General features: G+C 61.1%; 22 protein-coding genes. 8 read left to right on the forward strand and 14 right to left on the reverse strand.

Going from position 1 to position 20,914, the window contains the following annotated elements; genetic code table 11:
- Window positions 1-19: 19 nt before the first annotated feature.
- Window positions 20-892, forward strand: coding sequence for a phosphatase PAP2 family protein (locus tag BW940_RS06635; protein ID WP_076608408.1), 873 nt, complete (start codon window positions 20-22; stop codon window positions 890-892).
- A 141-nt stretch (window positions 893-1,033) separates the two neighbouring features.
- Window positions 1,034-2,437, forward strand: a complete 1,404-nt coding sequence (locus BW940_RS06640; protein WP_076608409.1) for a cryptochrome/photolyase family protein — start codon at window positions 1,034-1,036, stop codon at window positions 2,435-2,437.
- A gap of 60 nt (window positions 2,438-2,497) precedes the next feature.
- On the opposite strand, the gene BW940_RS06645 is transcribed toward BW940_RS06640, so the two are convergent.
- From BW940_RS06645 to trmB, 8 genes are all read right to left on the reverse strand, one after another.
- Window positions 2,498-3,466: a sugar phosphate isomerase/epimerase family protein gene (locus tag BW940_RS06645; RefSeq protein WP_076608410.1), complete on the reverse strand. Its 969-nt coding sequence runs from the start codon at window positions 3,464-3,466 to the stop codon at window positions 2,498-2,500.
- Window positions 3,467-3,592: 126 nt separating this feature from the next.
- On the reverse strand, window positions 3,593-3,901 hold the full coding sequence (locus BW940_RS06650; RefSeq protein WP_076608411.1) for a carboxypeptidase-like regulatory domain-containing protein: 309 nt from the start codon (window positions 3,899-3,901) through the stop codon (window positions 3,593-3,595).
- Between the two features lie 62 nt (window positions 3,902-3,963).
- Entirely contained in the window at window positions 3,964-5,031 is a 1,068-nt protein-coding gene (locus BW940_RS06655) for a Gfo/Idh/MocA family protein (protein ID WP_076608412.1), read from the reverse strand.
- A 158-nt stretch (window positions 5,032-5,189) separates the two neighbouring features.
- The gene (locus BW940_RS06660) at window positions 5,190-6,377 is read right to left on the reverse strand and encodes an ABC transporter ATP-binding protein (protein WP_076608413.1); all 1,188 of its coding nucleotides are present in this window, start codon (window positions 6,375-6,377) and stop codon (window positions 5,190-5,192) included.
- A 9-nt stretch (window positions 6,378-6,386) separates the two neighbouring features.
- On the reverse strand, window positions 6,387-7,430 hold the full coding sequence (locus BW940_RS06665; RefSeq protein ID WP_076608414.1) for a carbohydrate ABC transporter permease: 1,044 nt from the start codon (window positions 7,428-7,430) through the stop codon (window positions 6,387-6,389).
- Complete coding sequence (locus BW940_RS06670) at window positions 7,430-8,467, reverse strand: carbohydrate ABC transporter permease (protein ID WP_076608415.1); 1,038 nt, start codon at window positions 8,465-8,467, stop codon at window positions 7,430-7,432. Before BW940_RS06670 ends, BW940_RS06665 begins: the two co-directional genes overlap by 1 nt.
- Window positions 8,457-9,926: an extracellular solute-binding protein gene (locus tag BW940_RS06675; RefSeq protein ID WP_076608416.1), complete on the reverse strand. Its 1,470-nt coding sequence runs from the start codon at window positions 9,924-9,926 to the stop codon at window positions 8,457-8,459. Before BW940_RS06675 ends, BW940_RS06670 begins: the two co-directional genes overlap by 11 nt.
- Before the next feature lie 384 nt (window positions 9,927-10,310).
- Window positions 10,311-11,378 carry an HTH-type sugar sensing transcriptional regulator TrmB gene (gene trmB / locus BW940_RS06680; RefSeq protein WP_076608417.1) on the reverse strand — a complete coding sequence of 356 codons (1,068 nt, stop codon included), beginning with the start codon at window positions 11,376-11,378 and terminating at the stop codon, window positions 10,311-10,313.
- A gap of 158 nt (window positions 11,379-11,536) precedes the next feature.
- On the opposite strand from trmB, the gene BW940_RS06685 reads away from it, so the two are divergent.
- On the forward strand, window positions 11,537-12,553 hold the full coding sequence (locus BW940_RS06685; protein WP_076608418.1) for a mechanosensitive ion channel family protein: 1,017 nt from the start codon (window positions 11,537-11,539) through the stop codon (window positions 12,551-12,553).
- Window positions 12,554-12,645: 92 nt separating this feature from the next.
- Window positions 12,646-13,077: a universal stress protein gene (locus tag BW940_RS06690; RefSeq protein WP_076608419.1), complete on the forward strand. Its 432-nt coding sequence runs from the start codon at window positions 12,646-12,648 to the stop codon at window positions 13,075-13,077.
- Between the two features lie 31 nt (window positions 13,078-13,108).
- Here the strand turns inward: BW940_RS06690 and BW940_RS06695 are convergent, their stop codons facing one another.
- Complete coding sequence (locus tag BW940_RS06695) at window positions 13,109-13,519, reverse strand: universal stress protein (protein WP_076608420.1); 411 nt, start codon at window positions 13,517-13,519, stop codon at window positions 13,109-13,111.
- 158 nt (window positions 13,520-13,677) lie between these two features.
- On the opposite strand from BW940_RS06695, the gene BW940_RS06700 reads away from it, so the two are divergent.
- From BW940_RS06700 to BW940_RS06710, 3 genes are all read left to right on the forward strand, one after another.
- On the forward strand, window positions 13,678-13,914 hold the full coding sequence (locus BW940_RS06700) for a DUF5816 domain-containing protein (RefSeq protein WP_076608421.1): 237 nt from the start codon (window positions 13,678-13,680) through the stop codon (window positions 13,912-13,914).
- Window positions 13,915-14,085: 171 nt separating this feature from the next.
- Window positions 14,086-14,391 (forward strand): DUF7116 family protein, encoded by a 306-nt coding sequence (locus tag BW940_RS06705; protein ID WP_076608422.1) that lies wholly within the window; start codon window positions 14,086-14,088, stop codon window positions 14,389-14,391.
- A 189-nt stretch (window positions 14,392-14,580) separates the two neighbouring features.
- The gene (locus BW940_RS06710; protein WP_076608423.1) at window positions 14,581-15,894 is read left to right on the forward strand and encodes an RNA-guided endonuclease InsQ/TnpB family protein; all 1,314 of its coding nucleotides are present in this window, start codon (window positions 14,581-14,583) and stop codon (window positions 15,892-15,894) included.
- Between the two features lie 48 nt (window positions 15,895-15,942).
- Here BW940_RS06710 and BW940_RS06715 read toward each other — a convergent pair whose 3' ends face one another.
- Window positions 15,943-17,148, reverse strand: a complete 1,206-nt coding sequence (locus tag BW940_RS06715; RefSeq protein ID WP_076608424.1) for a pyridoxal-phosphate-dependent aminotransferase family protein — start codon at window positions 17,146-17,148, stop codon at window positions 15,943-15,945.
- Window positions 17,149-17,381: 233 nt separating this feature from the next.
- Between BW940_RS06715 and BW940_RS06720 the strand changes: the two genes are divergently transcribed.
- Entirely contained in the window at window positions 17,382-17,582 is a 201-nt protein-coding gene (locus BW940_RS06720; RefSeq protein WP_076608425.1) for a dodecin, read from the forward strand.
- Window positions 17,583-17,746: 164 nt separating this feature from the next.
- Here the strand turns inward: BW940_RS06720 and BW940_RS06725 are convergent, their stop codons facing one another.
- The 4 genes from BW940_RS06725 to BW940_RS06740 all read right to left on the reverse strand — a co-directional run bounded on the left by BW940_RS06725 (window position 17,747) and on the right by BW940_RS06740 (window position 20,453).
- Window positions 17,747-18,121 (reverse strand): HesB/IscA family protein, encoded by a 375-nt coding sequence (locus BW940_RS06725; protein ID WP_076608426.1) that lies wholly within the window; start codon window positions 18,119-18,121, stop codon window positions 17,747-17,749.
- Window positions 18,122-18,307: 186 nt separating this feature from the next.
- The gene (locus tag BW940_RS06730; RefSeq protein WP_076608427.1) at window positions 18,308-18,556 is read right to left on the reverse strand and encodes a hypothetical protein; all 249 of its coding nucleotides are present in this window, start codon (window positions 18,554-18,556) and stop codon (window positions 18,308-18,310) included.
- Window positions 18,557-18,873: 317 nt separating this feature from the next.
- Window positions 18,874-20,172 carry a histidinol dehydrogenase gene (gene hisD, locus BW940_RS06735; RefSeq protein ID WP_076608428.1) on the reverse strand — a complete coding sequence of 433 codons (1,299 nt, stop codon included), beginning with the start codon at window positions 20,170-20,172 and terminating at the stop codon, window positions 18,874-18,876.
- A gap of 59 nt (window positions 20,173-20,231) precedes the next feature.
- Complete coding sequence (locus BW940_RS06740) at window positions 20,232-20,453, reverse strand: hypothetical protein (protein WP_076608429.1); 222 nt, start codon at window positions 20,451-20,453, stop codon at window positions 20,232-20,234.
- Window positions 20,454-20,914: the final 461 nt, after the last annotated feature.

Raw genomic sequence — 20,914 nt, forward strand, 5'->3', positions numbered from 1 at the left:
CGGGTAGCACGGACTCCGTATGGCACTTGTCGAAGTACTGCTCGAACTCGTCTTCGTCGTGGCGACGATGCTCGTGACTGCGACGCTCGTCATCGTCGGCCCACGCAACGTGGCCGCTGCGTTGCAGGACTTTCGATGGCGGCTCGAGGCGTGCCTGCTACCGGTTGCTGCGCTCGCGGTCGTGCTCTTGATACGGTGGTCGACCGGGGACATCGTCCAGCGACTCGAGCGGCGCGTGCTTCGGAACAACATCACGCCGTATCTGTTCGAACTCGATCAGGCGCTGTTCGGGACGAACCCTGTCGCCGTCCTGCAGTCGTTTCAGACCGAGCTCCTGACGTCGTTTTTCGTCTTCGTCTACATCTACGGCTACGCGTTCTTGCTCATCTTTCCGTTTATCGCGTACTTCGCACTCGAGGAGATGGACGAGCTGTCGACGCTCGTGGTCGCGTTTACCGCAAACTACGCGATCGGGCTGCTCTGTTACACGCTGTTTATCGCGTTCGGGCCGCGAAACGTCGATCCACTGCTGTTCGAGGGGCTGTTGTACGATGCGTTCCCCCAGTCTCGGACACTCACGAACACGATCAATCAGAACACGAACGTTTTCCCCTCGCTGCATACCTCCCTGTCGATGACTGTCTTCTTCCTCGCGTGGGTCACCCGAGAGAAGTACCCGCTGTGGCTTCCCGTCGCCGGATTTCTCGCGATCAGCGTCAGTCTCTCGACGATGTATCTGGGCATCCACTGGTTTTCCGATGTCGTCGCGGGCACGGCTCTCGCGCTCGTCAGCGTCTACATCGGGGTCAACTACACGATCGAGGGACTCGTCGCCGCCAGTCGTCGATTTTTCCAGACGCAACTCGAGCGGCACAACGCCGACCGGGAGTAGTGACGCGTTACTCTCGACCGGAGACCATCCACTTGAGTCCGTGTCCCGGTGCCGTCCGTGTCGAGGCCGGAAGAGTGACTCACTCCACTGACGCCTCGCCGCTACCCCGATGTTTTCGGTCGTCGGCCCGTCAGTTCGGGTATGAACCTCTACTGGCATCGCCGTGACCTCCGTGGCACTGACAACCGGGGGCTCGCTCGTGCCGTTTCGGTATCGGAGGGGCCGGTCGCCCCTGTCTTCGTCTTCGATCCCACCGTCCTCGAGCACGCCGCACCCGTCCGGGTCGCCTGTCTGCTCGAGGCCCTCGAGGGCCTGCGGGCATGGTATCGCGAGCGCGGGAGCGACCTGCTCGTCGTCCGTGGTGAGGCAAGCGACGCGATCCCCCGACTTGCTGCCGAGTACGAGGCAGACGCCGTCGTCTGGGCGGACGACTACAGCGGCCTCGCACGCGAGCGCGACCGGGCTGTGACAGCGGCACTCGAGGACGACGGTGTTGCCTGCGAGTCAGTCCACGACTCGATTCACCACGAGCCGGGGTCGATCACGCCCAACGAGGGCGCACATTACTCCGTGTTCTCGTACTTCTGGAAGAAGTGGCGCGACCGCGAGAAACGGGAGCCGCTCGAGCCCCCGGCCGCGGATGCGCTTGCGGACGTCGCCGGTGACCCGCTGCCGTCGCGCTCGGAGCTGGGGTTCGACAAGCCGACCGCGACGCCCCAGTCGGTGACACAAGCGGCCGCCCGCGAGCGCACCACCGAGTTCTGTTCGGGACCGATCTACCGGTACGCCGATAACCGCGACAAGCCGGCTGTCGACGGCACGTCACGCCTGTCGGTCCACCTCAAGTGGGGGACGATCGGGATCCGCAAGGTGTACGCAGCGACCCAGCGGGCAGCCGAACGGGCGACGACGGACGACGATCGAGAGAGCGTCGCGGCCTTCCAGCGCCAACTCGCCTGGCGAGAGTTCTACGCCCACGTCCTCGCGTTCAACCCCGAGACGGTCACCGAGAACTTCAGCGGATACGAACACCCCATTCCGTGGCGAAACGACCCTGACGAACTCGCAGCCTGGAAAGCCGGCGAGACAGGATACCCGATCGTCGACGCGGGGATGCGCCAGCTTCAGGCCGAGGGGTGGATTCACAACCGCGTTCGGATGCTCGTCGCTTCGTTCCTGACGAAGGACCTCTTGATCGACTGGCGGGAGGGGTACGACTGGTTCCGCCGGAATCTGGCCGACCACGAGACGGCGAACGACGTCGGCGGCTGGCAGTGGGCCGGCTCGACCGGGACCGACGCCCAGCCGTATTTCCGGGTGTTCAACCCGATGAAGCAGGGTCGCGAGTACGACCCGGACGCCGACTACATCCGCGAATATATCCCCGAACTCGAGGGTGTTCCGGCCGACGCGATTCACGACTGGCACGACCTCGACCCGGATCGACGAGCGCAGCTTGCGCCGTCGTATCCGGCCCCAATCGTCGACCACGGAGAGCGTCGAGAGGGTGCGATTGCGGCGTTCGAACAGGCCCGCGGGGAGTGAATCGGCCGGCCGGACCAGTGCGGATTTGGACGACGCCGTCGGTCGAACCACTGTCCGCCGTCACTCGGCCCAGTAGGCCGCACCCGGCTTCGTCTCGAAGATCGCCCGCTCGAGCACGTCGACGGCTTTCTCCAACCCTTCTCGCGAACTCGTCAGCGAGTCCTCGTGTTCGATGCTCAGGGCTCCGTCGTAGCCGACTATCCGCAGGGTCGAGACGATGTCCTTCCAGTGGGATTCGCCGTGGCCGTAGCCTACGGAGCGAAAGAGCCACGACCGGTTCGGCTCGTCGTCGTAGGCCGTGGTATCGAGGACGCCCTTCTCACGCGCCTGTGACTCGTATATTTTGGTGTCTTTGGCGTGGAAATGGTGGATCGCGTCGCGCTCGCCGAGAAACCGGATCGCGTCGGTGATCGTGATCCCCTGCCAGTACAGATGCGAGGGATCGAAATTCGCGCCGATGCGATTTCCCGTCTCCTCGCGCAGCCGCGCCATTCCGTGGGGTTCGTAGACGAGCATGTTCGGATGCATTTCGATGGCGATATCGACGTCGTGGTCGTCGGCGTACGACTCGAGGTCGGCCCAGTAATCGACGGCTTGGTCCCACTGGTAGTCGAGTGCATCGGCGTGTTCCGGCGGCCACGGCGCGGTGATCCAGTTCGGTACCTCGTCGTTCGGACTCCCCGCGGGGAGTCCCGAGAAGCAGGTGACGACACCGACCTCGAGTTGACTCGCGAGCTGGATCGCCTCGCGGAGTTCCGTATCCGCCGTCTCGGCCCGCTCGTCGTCCGGATGGAGCGGATTGTTGTGAGTCGCCAACGCGCTGATCCGCATCTCGTACTCCTTGAGCAAATTCTTGACGTCCTGCTGGGCGCTGTCATTGTCGAGGTGGTCCGCCCGCGGCAGGTGGGCCTGCCCGGGGTGGCCGCCGACGCCTGGCTCGATTGCGTCGACACCGAGGTCGGACAGATACGACAGGACGCCCTCGAGCGATTCGTCCGCCAGTGGTGGGGTGTGAACGCCGAGATCCATACAGTGGACGAACGACGACGGATAAAATAAAACGAGGGCCGGCACACGGACGGAGAGTCGTCGGTGATCGGTTCCCGGAACAGTGAGCGCTCGTTTACGGGCGGTCGAGGCGCCCCCCCAGACACTTCACGAGTGGAGTCGTCGTGCGGTCCGGGTCGTCGTCGACCGTGGCAGCGCCCGTACGAGCGTTGCGTCCGGGATGTATGCGTCACGGTCGGTCGGCGACTTGCTCGCGACGAGCTTCCAGAAGCCGGGAGTGTGAAACGTGAACTCACATCGCCCCCGTTCGTCGGTTCGTGTGCGTTTCGAGCCAGCCTCGACGGTGGCTCCCTCGACCGGGCGATTTCTGGTGTCCCGAACGCGAACGACGAATGGACGCCCCACGAGAACTTCGTGACGGCTGCACTCGAGGACAAGCGACCGTTTCACTCTCATGTGTTGGGATACCATGTCTGGGCTGAAAACCGATTCCTTGCACACGTCATGCCAATGCTTCGCTACTCGTCGACGGTGATCGTGTGACCGTCCTCGCTCGAGCGATAGACCGCGTCGATAACCCGCTGGACGGTGAGCGCCTGCTGGACACTGCTATCGTCGACGTCGCCACGGTTGATCCGGTCGAAAAACGCCTGCTGTTCGTCCGCATGGGTATCGTTCTGGCGTGTCTCGATAGCGGTATCCTCGAGATGGTCCGGGCCGAGACTGCTGGCCGAGTGGACGGTGAGATCGCCCTCGAGTAAATCAAAGCGGGCGGCTGATTTCGTGCCCTGGATGACGAACTCGTGGGTCGCCGGCCGGTTGGTCGCCCACGCGACCTCGAGCGAGATCGTCCGATCGTCGGTGCAGCGGACGAACGCGCTGGCGGAGTCGTCGACGTCGAAACCCGACGGACCGGCGTCTTCACCCCACATCTCGAGATACGCGTACTCCTCGCTCGAGCCGAAGTCCCCGCGTGTCACGCCGGTGACCTCGGTGACGGCAGGGTATCCGAGCAAGAAGAGCGCGAGATCGATCGCATGCACCCCGAGGTCGATCAATGCGCCGCCGCCGGCGATCTGTCGCCGGGTGAACCACGAGCCACGGCCCGGAATCCCTCGTCGACGGACGTAGTTGGCTTCAACGTGGGTCACCTCGCCAAGCTCGCCACGTTCGATCCGGTTGCGGACGATCCGGACCGTGTTTGCGAACCGATTGTTGAAGCCAACCATGCTGTGGCCGTCCGACTCGGCGGCTGCGCTGGCGATCCGTGTCGCGCTCTCGAGTGAGTGGGCCAGTGGCTTCTCCAAGAGGACGTGCAGGTCGCGTTCGAAGGCGTCGACGGCGTACTGTTCGTGATACTTGTTCGGCGTGGTGATGATGATGGCGTCGACGCTATCGTACAGTTCGTGGTGGTCCTCGTAGACATCGACATCGTATCGACGGGCGAATCGCGACCGTGCTTCGGTGGCGACGTCCATCCCCCCGACGAGTGGGACGCCGAGTTCGACGAGGCGCTCTGCGTGATACTGGCCGATGTTTCCCAGGCCGACGATCCCTGTTTTGATGTCGGTTCGATCCGGTGTCATTGGAATACTGTCATATCGGAGTGTCCGTTTTCGCACTGATACAGCGAATACAGCTATATCAAACTACGTCATGGGTGGTCTTTTGTCCGTTGCCAAACGCCCGGTGGTCGACGCTGTCTGCCCACCGAGACACCGTTTTCGAGCCACCAGTTGTCCGGTCAGCTATCTGCCTCCGTGGGTGTCGTCCCTGGTTCTCGTTCCGAGAGATCGGTAATGCCGTGGACCAGTGCATCGCCGGTCGCCGTCTCGAAGAGATGGATCTTCGAGCGGTCGAGGATGATCTCGATTTCCTCGTTCGCTTCGATAGCGGTATCAGGGGTGACACTCATCAGCAACTGGTTCGGTGACGTCGCCGGATCTTGCTTCATCGAACCGTCGACGCTCTCGGAGAGCAGGATGTAAATGAACACTTCATCACCCATCGGCTCGAGAACGTCGGTCTGGGCGCGGATCGGAGCCGTCGACGAGCCGACCGTCTCCTCGAACCGCGACAGATGGACGTCCTCGGGCCTGACACCCATCGTCACGTCGTCACCGACCGTGACGCCCGGAACCCGGGTTGAATCGAGATCAACGGTGAAGTTGTTCGTCTCGAGGCCGTCCTCGATGAGAGTCCCTTCGACGAAGTTCATCGATGGGGAGCCGATAAAGCCCGCGACGAACAGGTTCGTCGGTTCATTATAACAGACCAGCGGCGGGGCGATCTGCTGGAGTTTACCATTATTCAAGACGGCGATTCGGTTGGACATCGTCATCGCCTCGGCCTGGTCGTGGGTGACGTAGACGACCGTCGCGTCCAGCTCCCGGTGGAGCCGCTGGAGTTCCGTTCGCATGTGGACCCGAAGCTTCGCGTCTAAGTTCGCGAGCGGTTCGTCCATCAAGAACACGTCCGGGTTGCGAACGATCGCGCGGGCGATACCGACCCGCTGTTGCTGGCCGCCGGACATCTCCGCTGGCATCCGGTCTAACATTCCTTCGAGCTGGACGATATCGGCCGCCTGCTCGACGCGACGCCGGACCTCCTCGTCGTCGTACTTTCGCAGTCGGAGCCCGAAGGAGATGTTCTCGTAGACGTCCATGTGCGGGAACAGCGCGATGTTCTGGAAGACCATCGCGACACCCCGATCCTTCGGAGCGAGGCCGGTGACGTCGTCGTCGCCGATGTACACCCGCCCTTCCGTGGGCTGGGTCAGCCCCGCGACCGTCTCCATCGTCGTCGACTTCCCACAGCCGGAGGGGCCGACGAAGGTGACGAACTCACCGTCTTCGACCTCGAGGCTGATATCGTCGACTGCCGTTTCTTCTCCGTACCGTTTCGTGATGTTCTCGAGTCGTACTCGTGCCATTGTCTTGTCTTACTCCTTGAGTGCGCCTGCAGTCAGTCCGCTCACGATCTTTTCCTGTGCGATCACTACGAGAATCGCGACGGGGATCACCCCGAGGATGCTCGCAGCAGCCATGAGGTTGTACAACACCTGATACTGCCCCTGATAGGCAAGGATGCCGTCGAGAATCGGCGCCCAGTTCTGGGGCTGGCCGTCGGTCATCAGGAACGAGAAGAAGAACTCGTTGTAGACGGCGATGAACGTCAACACGCCCGCAGTCGCGACACCGGGTGCCGACAGCGGGATGATGACTCTGAAGAGCGCGCCCAGCCGGGTCGTCCCCTCGACGCGGGCCGCGTCCTCTAACCCGTCCGGGATCTGCGAGTAGAACGTCGTGAGGATGAAGATCGCCAGCGGCATGAAGATCGCCGACAGCGGGGTCACGATGGCGAATGGCGTGTTGTAGAGGGTACCGTCGCCGGTGATCGGCTCGAGAATCGCGAACGACGTGTTGAAGAGGTCGTTTAGCGGGATGAAGAAGGCCGCTGGTGGGAAAAACGAGATCACCAGCACCAGTAGCATCAACGGCGTCCGGCCGGGGAACTCGAGACGGCCGAAGGCATACCCCGCGAGGCTGGCGATGACGAGGACGACGACCGTCGATGCAAGCGCGATCACGAAGCTATTGAACATGTAGATGTGGAAGGGGATGACCTCGAAGACCTCGACGAATGCGCCCGGATTGAAGCCGTTGGGTGTAAAGACGATGTCCTGCAGTTGCCCTTCCGGCGTCAGCGCGACCATGAGCAGCCAGTAGAACGGGAATAGTGTGGTAAACAGGAAGAAGATCGCCGCGACGTAGAACATCGCCCGGTAGACCCGTTCGGGATGGGAGATGGAGTCCGCGACCCACTGCTGGAGTGGGCCGCGGTCGAGTTCCGCGTCGCGGTCGTCCTCGAGGACGGTCCCGCCGTCGGAGCGATGCAGTGTCGGGTCCTGAGTCGGGTCGCGCTCGCTGTTGTCGGTCGACTCGGTCACGGTCGTGGAGTCAGTGTCGTCTGTTGGATCGGTCATCAGTACATCCCTCCTTCGGTATCACGGAAGAGCAGTACGTACACGCCGATGATCAGGCCGATCACCAACGCCGTCGCGAAGGCCACAGCGGCGGCCGTCGCGTAGATGCGCGTCCCGCCGAACATCGCCTCGACGACGAGACAGCTCAGCGACGGCACGGTCGTACAGCCGGCCGTCGACTCGATCAGTCCGAAGACCCGCATCGCGTCCATCGTCCGGAACAGCATCGCGACGAGAAGTGCGGGCATGACGAGCGGTAGCGTGATCATCTTGAACCGCTGCCACGGTGACGCACCGGCCACGCGTGCGACATCGTACAGGTTCCGGTCGACGCTCTGGAGCCCCGCGAGGATCAGCAAGGCCATAAACGCCGACGACTTCCAGATGTCGGCCACCAGAATGATGATGAAGGCATCCCGGCTATTGGCCAGCGGCGTCGCACTGAAGAGCCCCAGACTCTGCATGAGGTCGGAGCCGAACCCGACCGTCGGCTGGAACAGCAGGAAGAAGATCATCCCCTGGATGACGATCGGCACCGCCCACGGGAGGATGATCGCCACGCGGACCCAGCGCCGCCCCGTGAACTCCTGATCGAGCACGTAGGCTTGCCCGAACCCGATCACCGTCTCGACGACGACGCTGATGACTGCGAACGCGAGCGTGACGAACAGCGCCTGCTGGAAGAACGGGGTACCGAGCTCGATAAAGGGGAACGACGACGTCAGCCCCACGTCGAGGAACTGCCGGGCGAGCCGTGCGTTCCCGGCGAGGATGTCGATGTAGTTCTCGATGCCGACGAAGCCACCGAGCGGGTCCAGTCCCCGCGTCTGGTTTGCGCGAAGCGACATGAGGAACGTCCGCACCATCGGATAGAACGCGATCAGCGTCAGCAGCGCAAAGGCCGGCAACAACAACAGGTACGCGTAGGCCGCCTCGCTCAGGCCTTCCATCCAGTTGATGACTGCATTGCCCGTCCGCTCATGATCCGGTCTCCGTTCGGATTCACCGCCGAACAATCCGTCCGTATCAGTTGCCATTTGCTTGTACCTCCGCTTCGCTCTGCTCGAGTTCGCTCGCGAGGTCGTTCATCGCCGCCTCGGGTGTTTGCTCGCCGCGATAGGCCGCGTTGACCGTCTGATAGATCAGCGCTGACTGTTCCGGCCAGAGGTCGGTCGCCGGCCGCGGGACCGCGTTTTCGCTTGCCGACTGGACCACGTCGCCATAGCGAGCGACGGGGCCAACGTCGTCCGGATCGGCTTCCGCGACCAAATCGAGGTTCGGCGGCAGAAATCCGCCGAGTTCGAAGACGGTCAGCATGACCTCCTCGGTGGCGAACGCCTCGAGGACTTGCAGCGCCTCCTCCTGGCGGTTCGAAAACGGGCTCACCGCGAGGTTCCAGCCGCCAAGTGCCGCGGTAGTTCCGCCGGTTCCCTCGTACTCGGCTTCCTCCTGGGAGACCGCATACGGCCTCGTCATGACTCCGAGGTCCTCACCGAAGGCGTCTTCCGTCCCTGTCTCCGCGATTGCGTACGACCAGTTGCGGTTCGAGACGGCTTCGCCGTTCGAGAACGGATTGAGTGACTCTTGTTCCGTCCACTGGACGATCGCCGCCGGACAGATCTGAGGGTAGCCATCGAGGGTGTTGTCCTCCTCTCCCTCGATGAACGAGCGCATCATCCGGATCGCGTCGATGGTCGGCTGCTCGTTGACGCTGATCGGTCGCTCCCCGGCGATAAACAGGTTCTCGGTCCCGCCGTAGTACGCCCCGCCCCACGAGGTCATCACCTCGTTGAACGTACAGCAGGCCAGTCCCTCGTAGGCGGCCGCCTGCGTCGTGTACCCGTAGTTGAGGTCGGCCTGGTCCCTCGCGTCGCGCACCGCCGCCGAAAACTCTTCCCAACTCGGTGGATCGCTTCCCCAGCTGCCCGTGTTGTAGCCGGCGTCCTCGATGAGGTCCTGACGGTACAGGGTAAAGCCGAGGTCCGGAAACAGCGGCAGGGCATGGAGGTCGCCGTTCTGGGGATCACGCGCCGTCTCGAGGATCGCCTCGAGGTAACTATCATTCACGTACTGAATCGTCTCGTCCGTGAACTGTTCGCTCAGGTTGACAGTCTGGTTCCGAAGGATGAAGGGAACTGTCCAGCCGCTGTCCATCATGTGGATGTCGGGTGGAGAACGTTCCGCCTCGAGCGCCGACTGAGTGGTCTGCATCCGCGATGCGGAATCGCTCACGACGGTCTGGATCTCGACGCGGATGTCCTGGTCGAGGCCAGCGTCCCAGAGCGCCTGCTGGATCGACGGCTCGTCGCCGTCGCTGTGCATAATGCCCTCGACGTCCGTTGCAGCAGTCATCACCACGGTTCCCGGGTTGCGGGATCCACCGAGACAGCCAGCGACAGCGACCGTCCCGGTTGCGGTTGCGACTGACGCGGTCTTCAGGAACGACCGACGTCCGAAGCGAGGACGGTCACGCCGACCGGCGGTATCACGTCCCATGACCAATAATGGGTCCACGTCATGGGGCTTATATGTTGGCAATAAATGGTGTAATAAACTGTAACTGTCCAGATATCGATCGAATTACGGTCCTCTTGTTCGTGAACGCGAATCGATCCTGCGCAACAGACTCGATAGCAATAGGGGTGGCTCTCCGTGCCAATCCGTCATTGAAATCGACGGTCGGCAGGTGCCTGCAGACGAACGATTAGCTGGCAACGAGAACGTGTGGGGGCACCGATACGGATTCCTGTCCGTCAGCGCCGAGCACCCGCAGAACGACACGGGTACACCGGTACAGCAGACTGGACGAGCGACGACGCGATCGTCTGGGCCACGGTGGCCGATCGATTCAACCCGGCCGTTTTCGCTCGAGGGACGTGATCACTCCTCTTTGAGCATCGGCGGCTCGTGGCGACCGATGTGGATCTCGTGGGCCTCGACATCTTCCAAGGCTGCGACGCGGCCACCGACAGTGACGTGCTCGCCATCCTCGTTCTCGAGTGTGAGCGCAGCGACTTCCTCGCTTACCTCAAAGGAGACGTCGAGAATGCGTCCGCGAACGATACGCGGGCCGCCAACTTCAACGTCCCGACCCTCGATCGTCGCGTAGAACTCGCCGCCCTCCTCCATGATGTCCTTGACACACCGGCGGATCGAGGCGTACTTGCGGGGATACGTTCGTGCGGTGCCGTCCTCGCCGAGCGTTGCTTCGGCGGTCGTCCAGAGGACGGTTCCGAAGAACCCGGAGACGAGAAAGCCAAGCGCCGAGCGATTGAAGATGACACCGTACCGGTCCTGGTCGTCACGCAGGGCGTCCTGTGTCGCATACATCGAGTAGTTGCCGTCGGCGACAGCGACGACCGGCGTCGTGATCCCTCGTCGGGCACGGGCCGTCGTTGCGACCTCGTGGTAGTCGAACTCGGCCGGATCAGGGGCCTCGTTCGCCGGCGTCACGATCAGGTCGACGCTGACGCCCGCATCGACGGCCGCTTTCAGGTCCGCCTCGAACCGGGTCAGCAGATCCGGCGTCAGCGACAGGGAGAGTTCGTAGTCGGCGTCGTCGATCACTTCCTCGAGATAGCGCAGGATCGTCGATCGCGATTTGACCAACGAGACGGCCTCGGTGTCGCGAGCCGGCGCAGTGTACCGGCTCTCGAGTTCGTCGATCATCTCCGCCAGCGAGGTCTGGACGTTCGAGAACGCCTCCTCGGGGTTGATCGCGACGACTTTCATCGGACGGGACTCGCGGAGTTCGACGAGTCCACGGTCGCTCAAACTACGGACGGTGTCGTACACACGCGGCTGTGGGATGTCAGTCCGATCGGCGATCTCGCTTGCAGTGAGTTGTCCCTGCTCTAAGACGGTCAGATAGGCGTCGATCTCGTACTCGCCGAGATTGAACCGCTCCCCGACCTGCTCGACGGTCGAGCGAAGTTCGTCTGGTGCCATACCGGGTCGTACGGTCCCGGCGGATAAATGATTTATTATGCACTGAGTAGCACCTGTTTTCGAAATTGGGTTGTTTCTGTCTTCGGCGCGTGTGACTCGATCTCAGTGCGAGTGTGACGGTCAGAACGCTTAACCACTGCGGGCAAGAGTGTCTTGCTATGCTCGGGGTGTTACAGGCAAACGAGAGCGAGGCGGCCGAAGAGGTCCGGGGCGCACTCCCGATCGACGTCTCACAACTCACCGTCGATATCGCACTCGCAGTTCTCGTCGTCATTGTCGGCTGGTATCTCTCGAAACTCGTCGTTCGGATCGCCGGTCGCACGATCGCCCGCCGAATCGAACGCCCCAGCGTCACCCGAACCGTCCTTCGCGGCGTCCGAATCACCGTCTTGTTCGTGGCGTTTGTCATCGCTGCGGGTATTCTCGGCATCGGTGACACACAGATCCTCCTCTCGGTGACCGTCATTTCGGCCGTGATCGCCGTCGTCCTCGCCCCGCTCGTGGGGAGCCTGATTAATGGCTTTTTTATTCTCACCGATCGGCCGTACGAAATCGGTGACATGATCGAGGTCACCGACGAGGGCCACACAGGATTCGTCGAAGATATCACGATTCGCTACACGAAGATCTTCACCCTCCAGAACACGTTTATCGTCATCCCAAACGCCGAGATCCACGAACGTGACGTGATCAACTACTCCGCCGAGGACGAGCGAACCCGGATTTCGGTCGGCTTCGACGTCACCTACGACAGCGACCTCGAGACCGCACGAAAACAGGCTAAACGGGCAGCACGCAGCGTCGACACCGTCATCTCCGGTGGACCGGATATCCGGATCGGCAGTGCCCGCTACGCCGCCGCACCGGTCTGTACAATCGAGGAATACGGCGATCATGGCATCGCGCTCGAGGTGTACTTCTGGATCAAACACCCCTACAAACAGACCATCGCTCGTTCGGACGTCCAGTCGGCGATCCGGGAGCGATTTGCGGATTCTGACGTCGAATTCGCCTACCCACGCCGCCATCACGTCTTCGACGAGAGCAGCGGTGTCGCCCGACTGGCCGTCGACGGTCCCGAATCCGACCGTCTGAACGCCGATTCGGCTGTCGAACCCACAGTCCCCGGAATGGGCGGGACTGAAACCGAACCCGACGGGCAAACTGACCAGTAACGGCGTTGCTCGAGTCTACCCCGCTCCCGTCTCCGTGGGATTGTGGTGGTGTTTTATACGATCTCCATACCAAGTCATCGAGTAGCTCACACATGTACGACGACATCCTCATTCCGACGGACGGTAGCGAGACGATCTCCGAAACGCTAGCTCACGGGCTCCCCCTCGCCGAGGACAACGATGCGACGGTACACACTCTGTACGTGGTCGACAACCGGATGACCGCCGCAGCGACCGGCGAAACCAGCTCCGACCTCGAGCGCTCACTCGAGGCGGAGGGCCACGATGCCGTCGCTGCCGTCGAGGAACAGGCCGCACAGCGGGGGCTCGACACTGTCAGCGACGTCGACAAGGGGACGCCAGCAAAGACGATTCTCGAGTACGCCGACGAGTACGGGATCGACCTGATCGTCATCGGAACGCGAGGAAAAAGCCCTCGAGAGAAGGTCACGTCACTCGGCAGCGTCTCGGAACGAGTCGTCGATAACGCCTCGATTCCGGTCTTCGTCGTTCGCGACGCCTGACCGCATGAGCGAGTGACCGAGTAAGCGGCGCTTACGGGCGGACACTTTCGACCGTAATGACCTCACAATCGAGGTGTGTCCGCAGGTACCGATCGATGTTCGGGTTGTCGGTAAATCGCTGGAAGATCCGGCGCAATCGGCTCGCCTGCTTGCTCCCGATGACGACGGCGTCGGCACCTTCGGCTGCAACCTCATCCAGAATGCTCTCTTCGACGAGAAACCCGGTTCGAACGACATAGCGTGTGTTCTCGAGTCGGCCAAACGTGTTCTCGACGGCGGTTTTGAGATCCATTCGCGTTACTTTTTTGCCGTTCTGATAGAGATCGACATGAAGGACCGTCAACGACGCGTCCCGCTCGCGAGCGACCTCGATTGCCCGCTCGAGCGTTCGGCGCGAATGCTTTGACAAAGGATATCGAACGGGAACCACGACCAGCGACATTATGCAATGGAACGATACCGCGCCGGGTAAACCTTTCAGTTAGGACAGTCACGGTTGTGCACTAGTACCATGACCAGCGGATCGTCGGTCGAAATGGCACCAGTGGTCCCCGATACCGGACAGACAGTCATTTATCGCGAGCGCGGCTAGGCAGGGATATGCAACCACGGTCCACTGAGGACGGTACCGTCTACGTTTCGGAACGAGACGGCGACAACGGCTCGAAGGGTCCATTTTTCGTCGCCTACGAATCTCGAGACGCAACCCAGCGGTACGGCTGGTTCTGTGCGAACTGCGAGAGCTTCGACAATGCGATGGACTCGATGGGTCGAATCAAGTGCAACCGGTGTGGCAACTTCCGAAAGCCGACCGAATGGGACGCCGCCCACGAGTGAGCTCCAGACGGCCCGGTTGACGACTGCTGCTCGCCTCCGTCGTTGGTGTCGAGTGTACCCCGTTTCCCCGATAGAACGTCAGTTGTTGTAGATCGACGAGCGAGTTCTTGATCCGTACCAACATTTATAGCGGATGGCCGTGTAGATACGTATCGAATGGGTCCTGTTAACATGCGACTCGTCGAGCAGGCCAGGTCGATCTTCGCAGAGCTTGGGTACACCGTCGAAGGGAACGGCCCGAAGTTCCGCGCCGAACGTGACTGGAAAGTCGTCCACGTCAGTACCGTCCTCGAGACAGGAGAGCTTCCGTCCGAGTCCGGACAGTTCCACTGTTTCGTTGCCCAGCCTGAGGACGCCGATGATCTCGAGAACACGCTCCAGAGCGTCAACCCAGCCTATGAGTGGGCGATTATCGTCGTCGACGGGGACGACTATCAGGTCGAACGTGCCCCGCCAGGACCACGCGTTTCAGCGTAACGGTCGAACAATCGAACAATCGCTTCGCCCCGCAACACCGCTTCCCACTTATATGCTGAACAGGCGCAATACCACGGCCTTCAGGCCGTGACCCAGTTCCACCGACTTCGACAGGGCTGGATATTCCACTGTCCCCAATCCAACCTTTACAAGAGACGCGAGTATAAGCGATTATACAGGCGTTTCACGGTGCTGGAAGTCCACCGCACCTATCAAGCACGAATCCGCAACCACGCACAGGTAGCGGAGTCGCTCAACCGGCACGGGTGGTCAGCCAGCAAACTCTGGAACGTTGCGAACTATCACTCCCGCGAGGTCTGGGAGGAGACGGGCGAGATTCCCGACCACGAGGAGTTGAAAGACGAGTTGAAGGCCCATCCAAAATACAAAGGGCTACATTCGCAGTCCAGTCAGCGGGTTCTGGAGGAACTCGCTGAAGCTTTCAACTCGTGGTACTCAAGTGATGATGACAGGGACAATCCGCCCGGCTACCGCAAAGAAAACTACTACGACCAACAGGGTCGACGAGTTCACGAAGAACACCCGCGCTCGACGGTCACGTGGAAGCAGAACGGTATCCGCCACGACACCAAGAACAACCGTGTCCGCCTCTCCAAGGGTGCGAATCACAAGGAACACCCCCGAGCGTGGGAGTACATCCTTGTTGAATACGAAAACCGACCCGGTGTCACCGTCGAGAACCTGCAACAAGTCCGCGCCGTCTACGACCAGCAGAACGAGCGGTGGGAACTCCATCTCGTCTGCAAAGACGAAATTGAGACGCCCGACGCGCCCGGCAACGAGACAGCAGGTATCGACCTTGGTATCAGCAACTTCGCTGCCGTCGCCTACAGTACAGAGGAAACCGACCTGTACCCCGGAAACCGTCTGAAACAGGACGGCTACTATTTCCCGAAGGAAATCGCCAAGTGCGACGACAGCGGTGGTGAACGAGCCACACGTCTCCACGCGAAGTGGTCTGAGCGCCGCACCCATTTCTTCCACAGTCTCGCCAAACATATCGTCCAACGATGTATCGAGAAGGGTGTTGGCCGTATCAACGTCGGTGACTTGGAAGGCGTCCGCGAGGACGAGAACGCCGACTCGAAGAACTGGGGTCGTCACGGCAACCTCGACCTGCACGGGTGGGCATTCGACCGCTTCACCTCGATTCTCGAATACAAGTCGAAGGTTGAGGGTATCGAGGTCGTAAAAGTGTCCGAGCGTGACACGAGCAAAACGTGTTGCGTTTGTGGGAGAGAAGATGGGAGTCAGCGTGTTGAACGTGGCTTGTACGTGTGCGAGGCGTGTGATGCGGCGTTCAACGCTGACGTGAACGGGGCGGAGAATGTCCGTCTTGACATCAATCAAAGTAACTCCGAGTCTTCGGCCAGTTTGGACGAGGATAGGAGTACCGGCTGGTTGGCACAGCCCGGAGTCTACCTTTACGACTTGTCCAGCGGATTCCAACCGCAGGCACAAGTGGTAGACTGCAAACCGTAATATCCCAACTGCGGTCGAGATTCCTCCGCCTTCAGGCGGAGGAGGATGTCAATTTTCGAGTGCGTTTCGTGTCGCTGAGACGCCGGCACCGGGATCGACGTCCGCACCCATCGACTCTAGAACGTCACCCAGCGCCGTCACGACGTAAATCACGTTTTTCGGGCGTGCGGAGTGGCCCATACAACCGATCCGGAAGATCTCTCCGTCTAGATCGCCGAGCCCACTCGCGATCTCGAGATCGTAGCGCTCGAGCAGTTCGGCACAGACCTCGCCGTCATCGATCCCATCAGGGACACGGACGGCGTTGAGGCTTGGCAGCCAGTACTCGTCGGGCGCGTTCATTTCGAGGCCCATTCCCTCCATGCCGGCTTTCAGCGCCCCGGCGAGGCGCTCGTGGCGTGCCCACCGCTGCTCGATGCCTTCTTCGGCGACCAGCCGAAGCGCCTCCCGGAGCGCGTAGACGTTCGTGATCGGTGCGGTGTGGTGGTAGGCGCGTTCGTCGCCCCAGTAGCCCTCGAGCAAGGAGAGGTCGAGATACCACGAGCGGGACTCCTCTTCGCGCGAGAGGACCTTTTCCATGGCGGTATCCGAGAGCGTCAGCGGGCTCGCACCGGGCGGACAGGAGAGACACTTCTGTGGGCCCGAGTACGCGACGTCGATGTCCCAGTCGTCGACTCGGAGTTCGACACCACCAAGCGACGTGACGGTGTCAGCGATCACGAGCGCGTCGTGGTCGTGTGCTGCAGCAGTCAGTTCGGAGACGTTGGGCTGGAGGACGCCCGTACTCGTCTCGGCGTGGACGAAGCCGAAGACGTCGGGGTCGTGTTCGGCAAGCGCGTCGGACACGTTAGCGGGCTCGAGCGGTTCGCCCCACGGTGCGTCGACTTCGACGACCTCACCGCCGGCTCGGCGAGCCATCGACGCCATCCGGCCGCCGAAGTAGCCGTTCGTCGGGACGAGCATCGTATCGCCCGGCTCGACGACGTTACCGATCGCAGCCTCCATGGCCGCTGAACCGGTCCCTGAGACTGGGATCGTCCACTGGTTGTCGGTCCGGAACGTGTAGCGCAGCAGTTCCTGTACCTCGTTCATAATCTCGACGAACGAGGGATCGAGATGGCCCACGAGGGGCGTGCTCATCGCTCGCAGGACACGTGGATTCACATCACTCGGTCCAGGTCCCATCAGCGTCCGGTCTGGCGGCGTCAGTTCACTGATTTTCGACACATCGATCTCATCGTCAGCACCTGTCATGGGTTCCAGTGGGACCGGCACCTCAAAAACGTTCACGCATTGGCACGGACTATCGGTCGTGAAATACACATTGGCACGGACTATCGGTCGCGAAACCGATCCATGCGATTTTGTTCGATGCTTTCGGACGGTTCTCGGCCTTCCACTCTTTCGACGAGAGCCATCTCAAAACCAAGACTCTTGCTGTCATTAGCCATACATTGAAGACGGATCACGATGTACACCTACGGGCAATGGTATTCAAGAAGATCACTCTGATCGGAACGAGTCCGGACAGCTTCGACGCAGCAGCCGACGACGCCATCGACCGTGCCGAGGCGACCCTCGAGAACGTCCACTGGATCGAAGTCGACGAACTCGGCGTCGAAGTCGCAAGCGCCGACGACCGCGAGTATCAGGCGGAAGTTACCGTCGCCTTCAAACTCGAAGAGTAAGGACACCGCTCTTTTTTGATGCGTGTCCTTTGGGAACCGCCGTCAGCGATGCCCCTCTCGAACGCGCTACGCCACGACAGAATCGACAGAGCGATCGAGGGAGAACCGATCGCGATCGAAATCCGAATCGGACGGCAGACACCAGCGGGTGCCGAAAACGAGGGTTACGTTCGGAACGATTCGCCACAGCCACACTCGCTGACGACATTTGGGTTTTCCACGTGGAACCCTTCCGCCTGCAGTCCGCTCTCGTAGTCCAGGATGCTTCCCTCGATGTATTTCAGGCTCGCCGGGTCGACGAAGACGCGAAGTCCGTGGTGTTTGTAGATCGTATCGTCACTATCGGGCGCGTCGTCGAATCGCATCCCGTAGGACAGCCCTGCACAGCCGCCTTGCTGGACGAACAGCCGTAAGCCTGCCTCGGTTTTGTCGAGTCCTTCACGCTCGAGTAATCCGCGTGCCTCCTCGGCTGCCGCTTCAGTCACTTCGATCTCGGGGCGTGTGTCTGCGTCCCCGCCGTCCATGCTGTCCGTGCTCATGTGTATCCCTTACCGTCGCGACAATGTTAACTGTGACGCCCGTGGCTTCACTTCCCAGTGCGCTGCGTTTTCGTCCCGCCCGTGTTCGTTCCGCCGTTGCCCGCCTCATACTGTCGACGATACCGATGTCCCGGTTTTCGACCGATCGAATGGTCGCATCCAATCACTGGTTTCGCTTTGGCAGTTTCACTCGCCGTACCGGTTTCCGTGCCGCTGTACCGACCGGTAGTACGGCCCGAACTGACGTTCGTCGTTTCGCGAGAGTTCGATATCGTGCGCTGCCAGCAACTCGAGCATTCGTCGTGGCTCACACTCATACCACATCGAGAGGAGTCGGACGTTTTTTTGTGCGTAATCGTAGTTCCGCTCGAGTACCCGTCTCTCGGTCGGATCGACCACCGGCTCACGGTCACGCTCGTGCTCATGTCGTGACATCTCGACTCCTACTCCGATGTCCACCACTGTAAAGCTATAGCAGAGCCACTGACCGCCACTGCATATCCAATCACACTCGGCGGTGCCATCGGTGTATCACTCGTTGCAGACGGACTGCTGTCGGTCAGTGCTGGCGTGACTGCAGGATAGCTCGCAGTCGCGTCGGTAGATCGGTATAGCAGACCGTCTCAGCTGTCCGCTGGATCCCCACCCGTCGGCTGCAGGATCGACCTGACAGCAACATCGGCGTTCGCCCTCTCGTCTGGCACGGGAAGCCACTCGGCGAGTAACCCCGCAACCGCTCGGCCGTAACCGGCTTACGAGTCGTCGCTCTCGAGTCCCTCGAGTCGGCGGCGAACGCTCGCAGCGTGTGCCTCGAGTCCCTCGGCGTCTGCAAGCGTCGTGATCGTCTCGCCAATTTCCTCGAGGCCGTCCGCGGAGAGCCGCTGGACGGTCGTCGATCGGAGGAACGTTTCGACCGAGAGCCCACCGGTCACGTGTGCATTGCCGTTGGTCGGGAGCACGTGGTTGGTCCCGCTTGCATAATCCCCCGCGGCGACGGGCGTGTTCGACCCGAGAAAGACACTGCCCGCACTATCGATGCGCTCGAGAACAGATTCATCGTCGTCGGCGAGGATCGAGAGGTGTTCCGGGGCGTATTCTTCGGTAAAGAGGATCGCTTCACTCATCGAGCGGGCCAGTAAAATCCCGCTCGCGTCGTTATCGAGTCCGGCCCGTATTATCTCCTCGCGCTCGCGCTCATCGACCTGTTCGTCGACGGCCGTAGCAGTTGCCTCGGCCGTCTCTGCATCATCAGTGATAGCGACGACCGACGTGCTGGGATCGTGTTCGGCCTGAGCGATCAGTTCGGCTGCGACGAGATCCGGATCTGCCGTTTCGTCTGCCACGACGACGATCTCGCTTGGCCCCGCAAGGAAGTCGATTTCGACGTCACCACGAACCTCTGCTTTGGCAGCCGTCACCCACTTGTTTCCGGGGCCGACGATCTTCTGGACGCGCGTGATCGTCTCGGTTCCGTAGGCGAACCCGGCGATCGCCTGTGCGCCTCCCACGCTGTAGACGGCATCCGCGCCGGCAGCGTGGATCGCGGCCAACGTGACCGGGTTCAGTTCGTCAGCCGGGGGTGTGACGACTGACACGTGCTCGACACCTGCCACGACCGCTGGCACGACTCCCATAATCGCACTCGACGGATAGGCGGCCGAACCGCCCGGAACGTAGACACCGACACGCTCGAGGGGGCGGAACCGACGACCGAGCTCTCGTCCGGGGCCGAACTCATCGCGCCAATCGTCTGGCAGTTGCGCTTCGTGAAACTCCCTGACGTTTTCGACGGCGGTCTCGATCGCATCCAGGAGCGCTGCATCGAGTTCTTCGTACGCGCGCTCGCAGTCGTCAGTAATCGTGATGTTTCCGAGTTCGACATCGTCGAACTTGCTCGTGAACTCGCGGATCGCGACATCTCCCTCCTCGCGAACCTGGTCAACGATCTCTCGTACGTCGCCACGGACTGCTTCGATACCGGCGTCTCGATCGAAGAAGGCAGCGCGGTCACCCGGACCAAGATCTGCGAGGTCTCGCACGTCTACTGTCATACCTATCCGTTCGGACGGTGACTGAAAAACGGTTTCCTTCCGATGATGTGGCCAGTTCGTTACGGCTCGGTGTTCTCGACGTCCCAGACACCAACCGCGTCAAGTGTTGCTCTGATAAACAGATAGACGATGAGCAGGAAGCCAACGATCGCAAACGGCGCTTGTAGCAGTTCTGCAACGCCCCGCCCGAGGACCAGCTGACTGAATCCGCGGATAAAAAAGCTTAGTATGACGAGTCCGATCCCGACCACTGCGAGCTTAACGAACCCCTCTCGATTCATACCTTACTGTTCGACTGTCGCTGCTAAATCGTATCGGTTACTCACTCCATAATAGATCTCACCGAGTGACTGACCAACGCGCATCAATCCTGACTCGAGCCGACGGCCTTATATTCTCCAGACACCTACTTGATGGTACGCAGAACGCCTCGCTGGATACGACTTCTGGCGACGTTCCGATCCGACGCCCTTAAGTGTATAAGGGAACTCGGATGTAAATGCAAAGAAGACGTGATCGACGGACCGTTCACCCGGTCCGTCATCTCGGACGACTCGAGTTCGAAGGGGTTATGTACCCCAGACGGCTTATAAATACGTCCGAAGGAAATGAGGATCCTACCCCTGCGGTCCGCCGTACAGATGGGATCTGATGTTAGCCTTGGTAGTTCGGTGACGCCTGATCGGTCGTCGATCTGTGGTCACCGAACGTGGACCCATTTATGTGTGAGTGTGTATTCGAA

It is taken from the genome of Natronorubrum thiooxidans, from assembly GCF_900156475.1.
Taxonomy (GTDB): Archaea; Halobacteriota; Halobacteria; order Halobacteriales; family Natrialbaceae; genus Natronorubrum; species Natronorubrum thiooxidans.

Bases quoted from the DNA above. Each gene is read 5' to 3' on its own strand.
- BW940_RS06635 (WP_076608408.1), top strand. From the start codon at position 20: ATGGCACTTGTCGAAGTACTGCTCGAACTCGTCTTCGTCGTGGCGACG.
- BW940_RS06640 (WP_076608409.1), top strand. From the start codon at position 1,034: ATGAACCTCTACTGGCATCGCCGTGACCTCCGTGGCACTGACAACCGG.
- BW940_RS06645 (WP_076608410.1), bottom strand. From the start codon at position 3,466: ATGGATCTCGGCGTTCACACCCCACCACTGGCGGACGAATCGCTCGAG.
- BW940_RS06650 (WP_076608411.1), bottom strand. From the start codon at position 3,901: ATGAGAGTGAAACGGTCGCTTGTCCTCGAGTGCAGCCGTCACGAAGTT.
- BW940_RS06655 (WP_076608412.1), bottom strand. From the start codon at position 5,031: ATGACACCGGATCGAACCGACATCAAAACAGGGATCGTCGGCCTGGGA.
- BW940_RS06660 (WP_076608413.1), bottom strand. From the start codon at position 6,377: ATGGCACGAGTACGACTCGAGAACATCACGAAACGGTACGGAGAAGAA.
- BW940_RS06665 (WP_076608414.1), bottom strand. From the start codon at position 7,430: ATGACCGATCCAACAGACGACACTGACTCCACGACCGTGACCGAGTCG.
- BW940_RS06670 (WP_076608415.1), bottom strand. From the start codon at position 8,467: ATGGCAACTGATACGGACGGATTGTTCGGCGGTGAATCCGAACGGAGA.
- BW940_RS06675 (WP_076608416.1), bottom strand. From the start codon at position 9,926: ATGGGACGTGATACCGCCGGTCGGCGTGACCGTCCTCGCTTCGGACGT.
- trmB (WP_076608417.1), bottom strand. From the start codon at position 11,378: ATGGCACCAGACGAACTTCGCTCGACCGTCGAGCAGGTCGGGGAGCGG.
- BW940_RS06685 (WP_076608418.1), top strand. From the start codon at position 11,537: ATGCTCGGGGTGTTACAGGCAAACGAGAGCGAGGCGGCCGAAGAGGTC.
- BW940_RS06690 (WP_076608419.1), top strand. From the start codon at position 12,646: ATGTACGACGACATCCTCATTCCGACGGACGGTAGCGAGACGATCTCC.
- BW940_RS06695 (WP_076608420.1), bottom strand. From the start codon at position 13,519: ATGTCGCTGGTCGTGGTTCCCGTTCGATATCCTTTGTCAAAGCATTCG.
- BW940_RS06700 (WP_076608421.1), top strand. From the start codon at position 13,678: ATGCAACCACGGTCCACTGAGGACGGTACCGTCTACGTTTCGGAACGA.
- BW940_RS06705 (WP_076608422.1), top strand. From the start codon at position 14,086: ATGCGACTCGTCGAGCAGGCCAGGTCGATCTTCGCAGAGCTTGGGTAC.
- BW940_RS06715 (WP_076608424.1), bottom strand. From the start codon at position 17,148: ATGACAGGTGCTGACGATGAGATCGATGTGTCGAAAATCAGTGAACTG.
- BW940_RS06720 (WP_076608425.1), top strand. From the start codon at position 17,382: ATGGTATTCAAGAAGATCACTCTGATCGGAACGAGTCCGGACAGCTTC.
- BW940_RS06725 (WP_076608426.1), bottom strand. From the start codon at position 18,121: ATGAGCACGGACAGCATGGACGGCGGGGACGCAGACACACGCCCCGAG.
- BW940_RS06730 (WP_076608427.1), bottom strand. From the start codon at position 18,556: ATGTCACGACATGAGCACGAGCGTGACCGTGAGCCGGTGGTCGATCCG.
- hisD (WP_076608428.1), bottom strand. From the start codon at position 20,172: ATGACAGTAGACGTGCGAGACCTCGCAGATCTTGGTCCGGGTGACCGC.
- BW940_RS06740 (WP_076608429.1), bottom strand. From the start codon at position 20,453: ATGAATCGAGAGGGGTTCGTTAAGCTCGCAGTGGTCGGGATCGGACTC.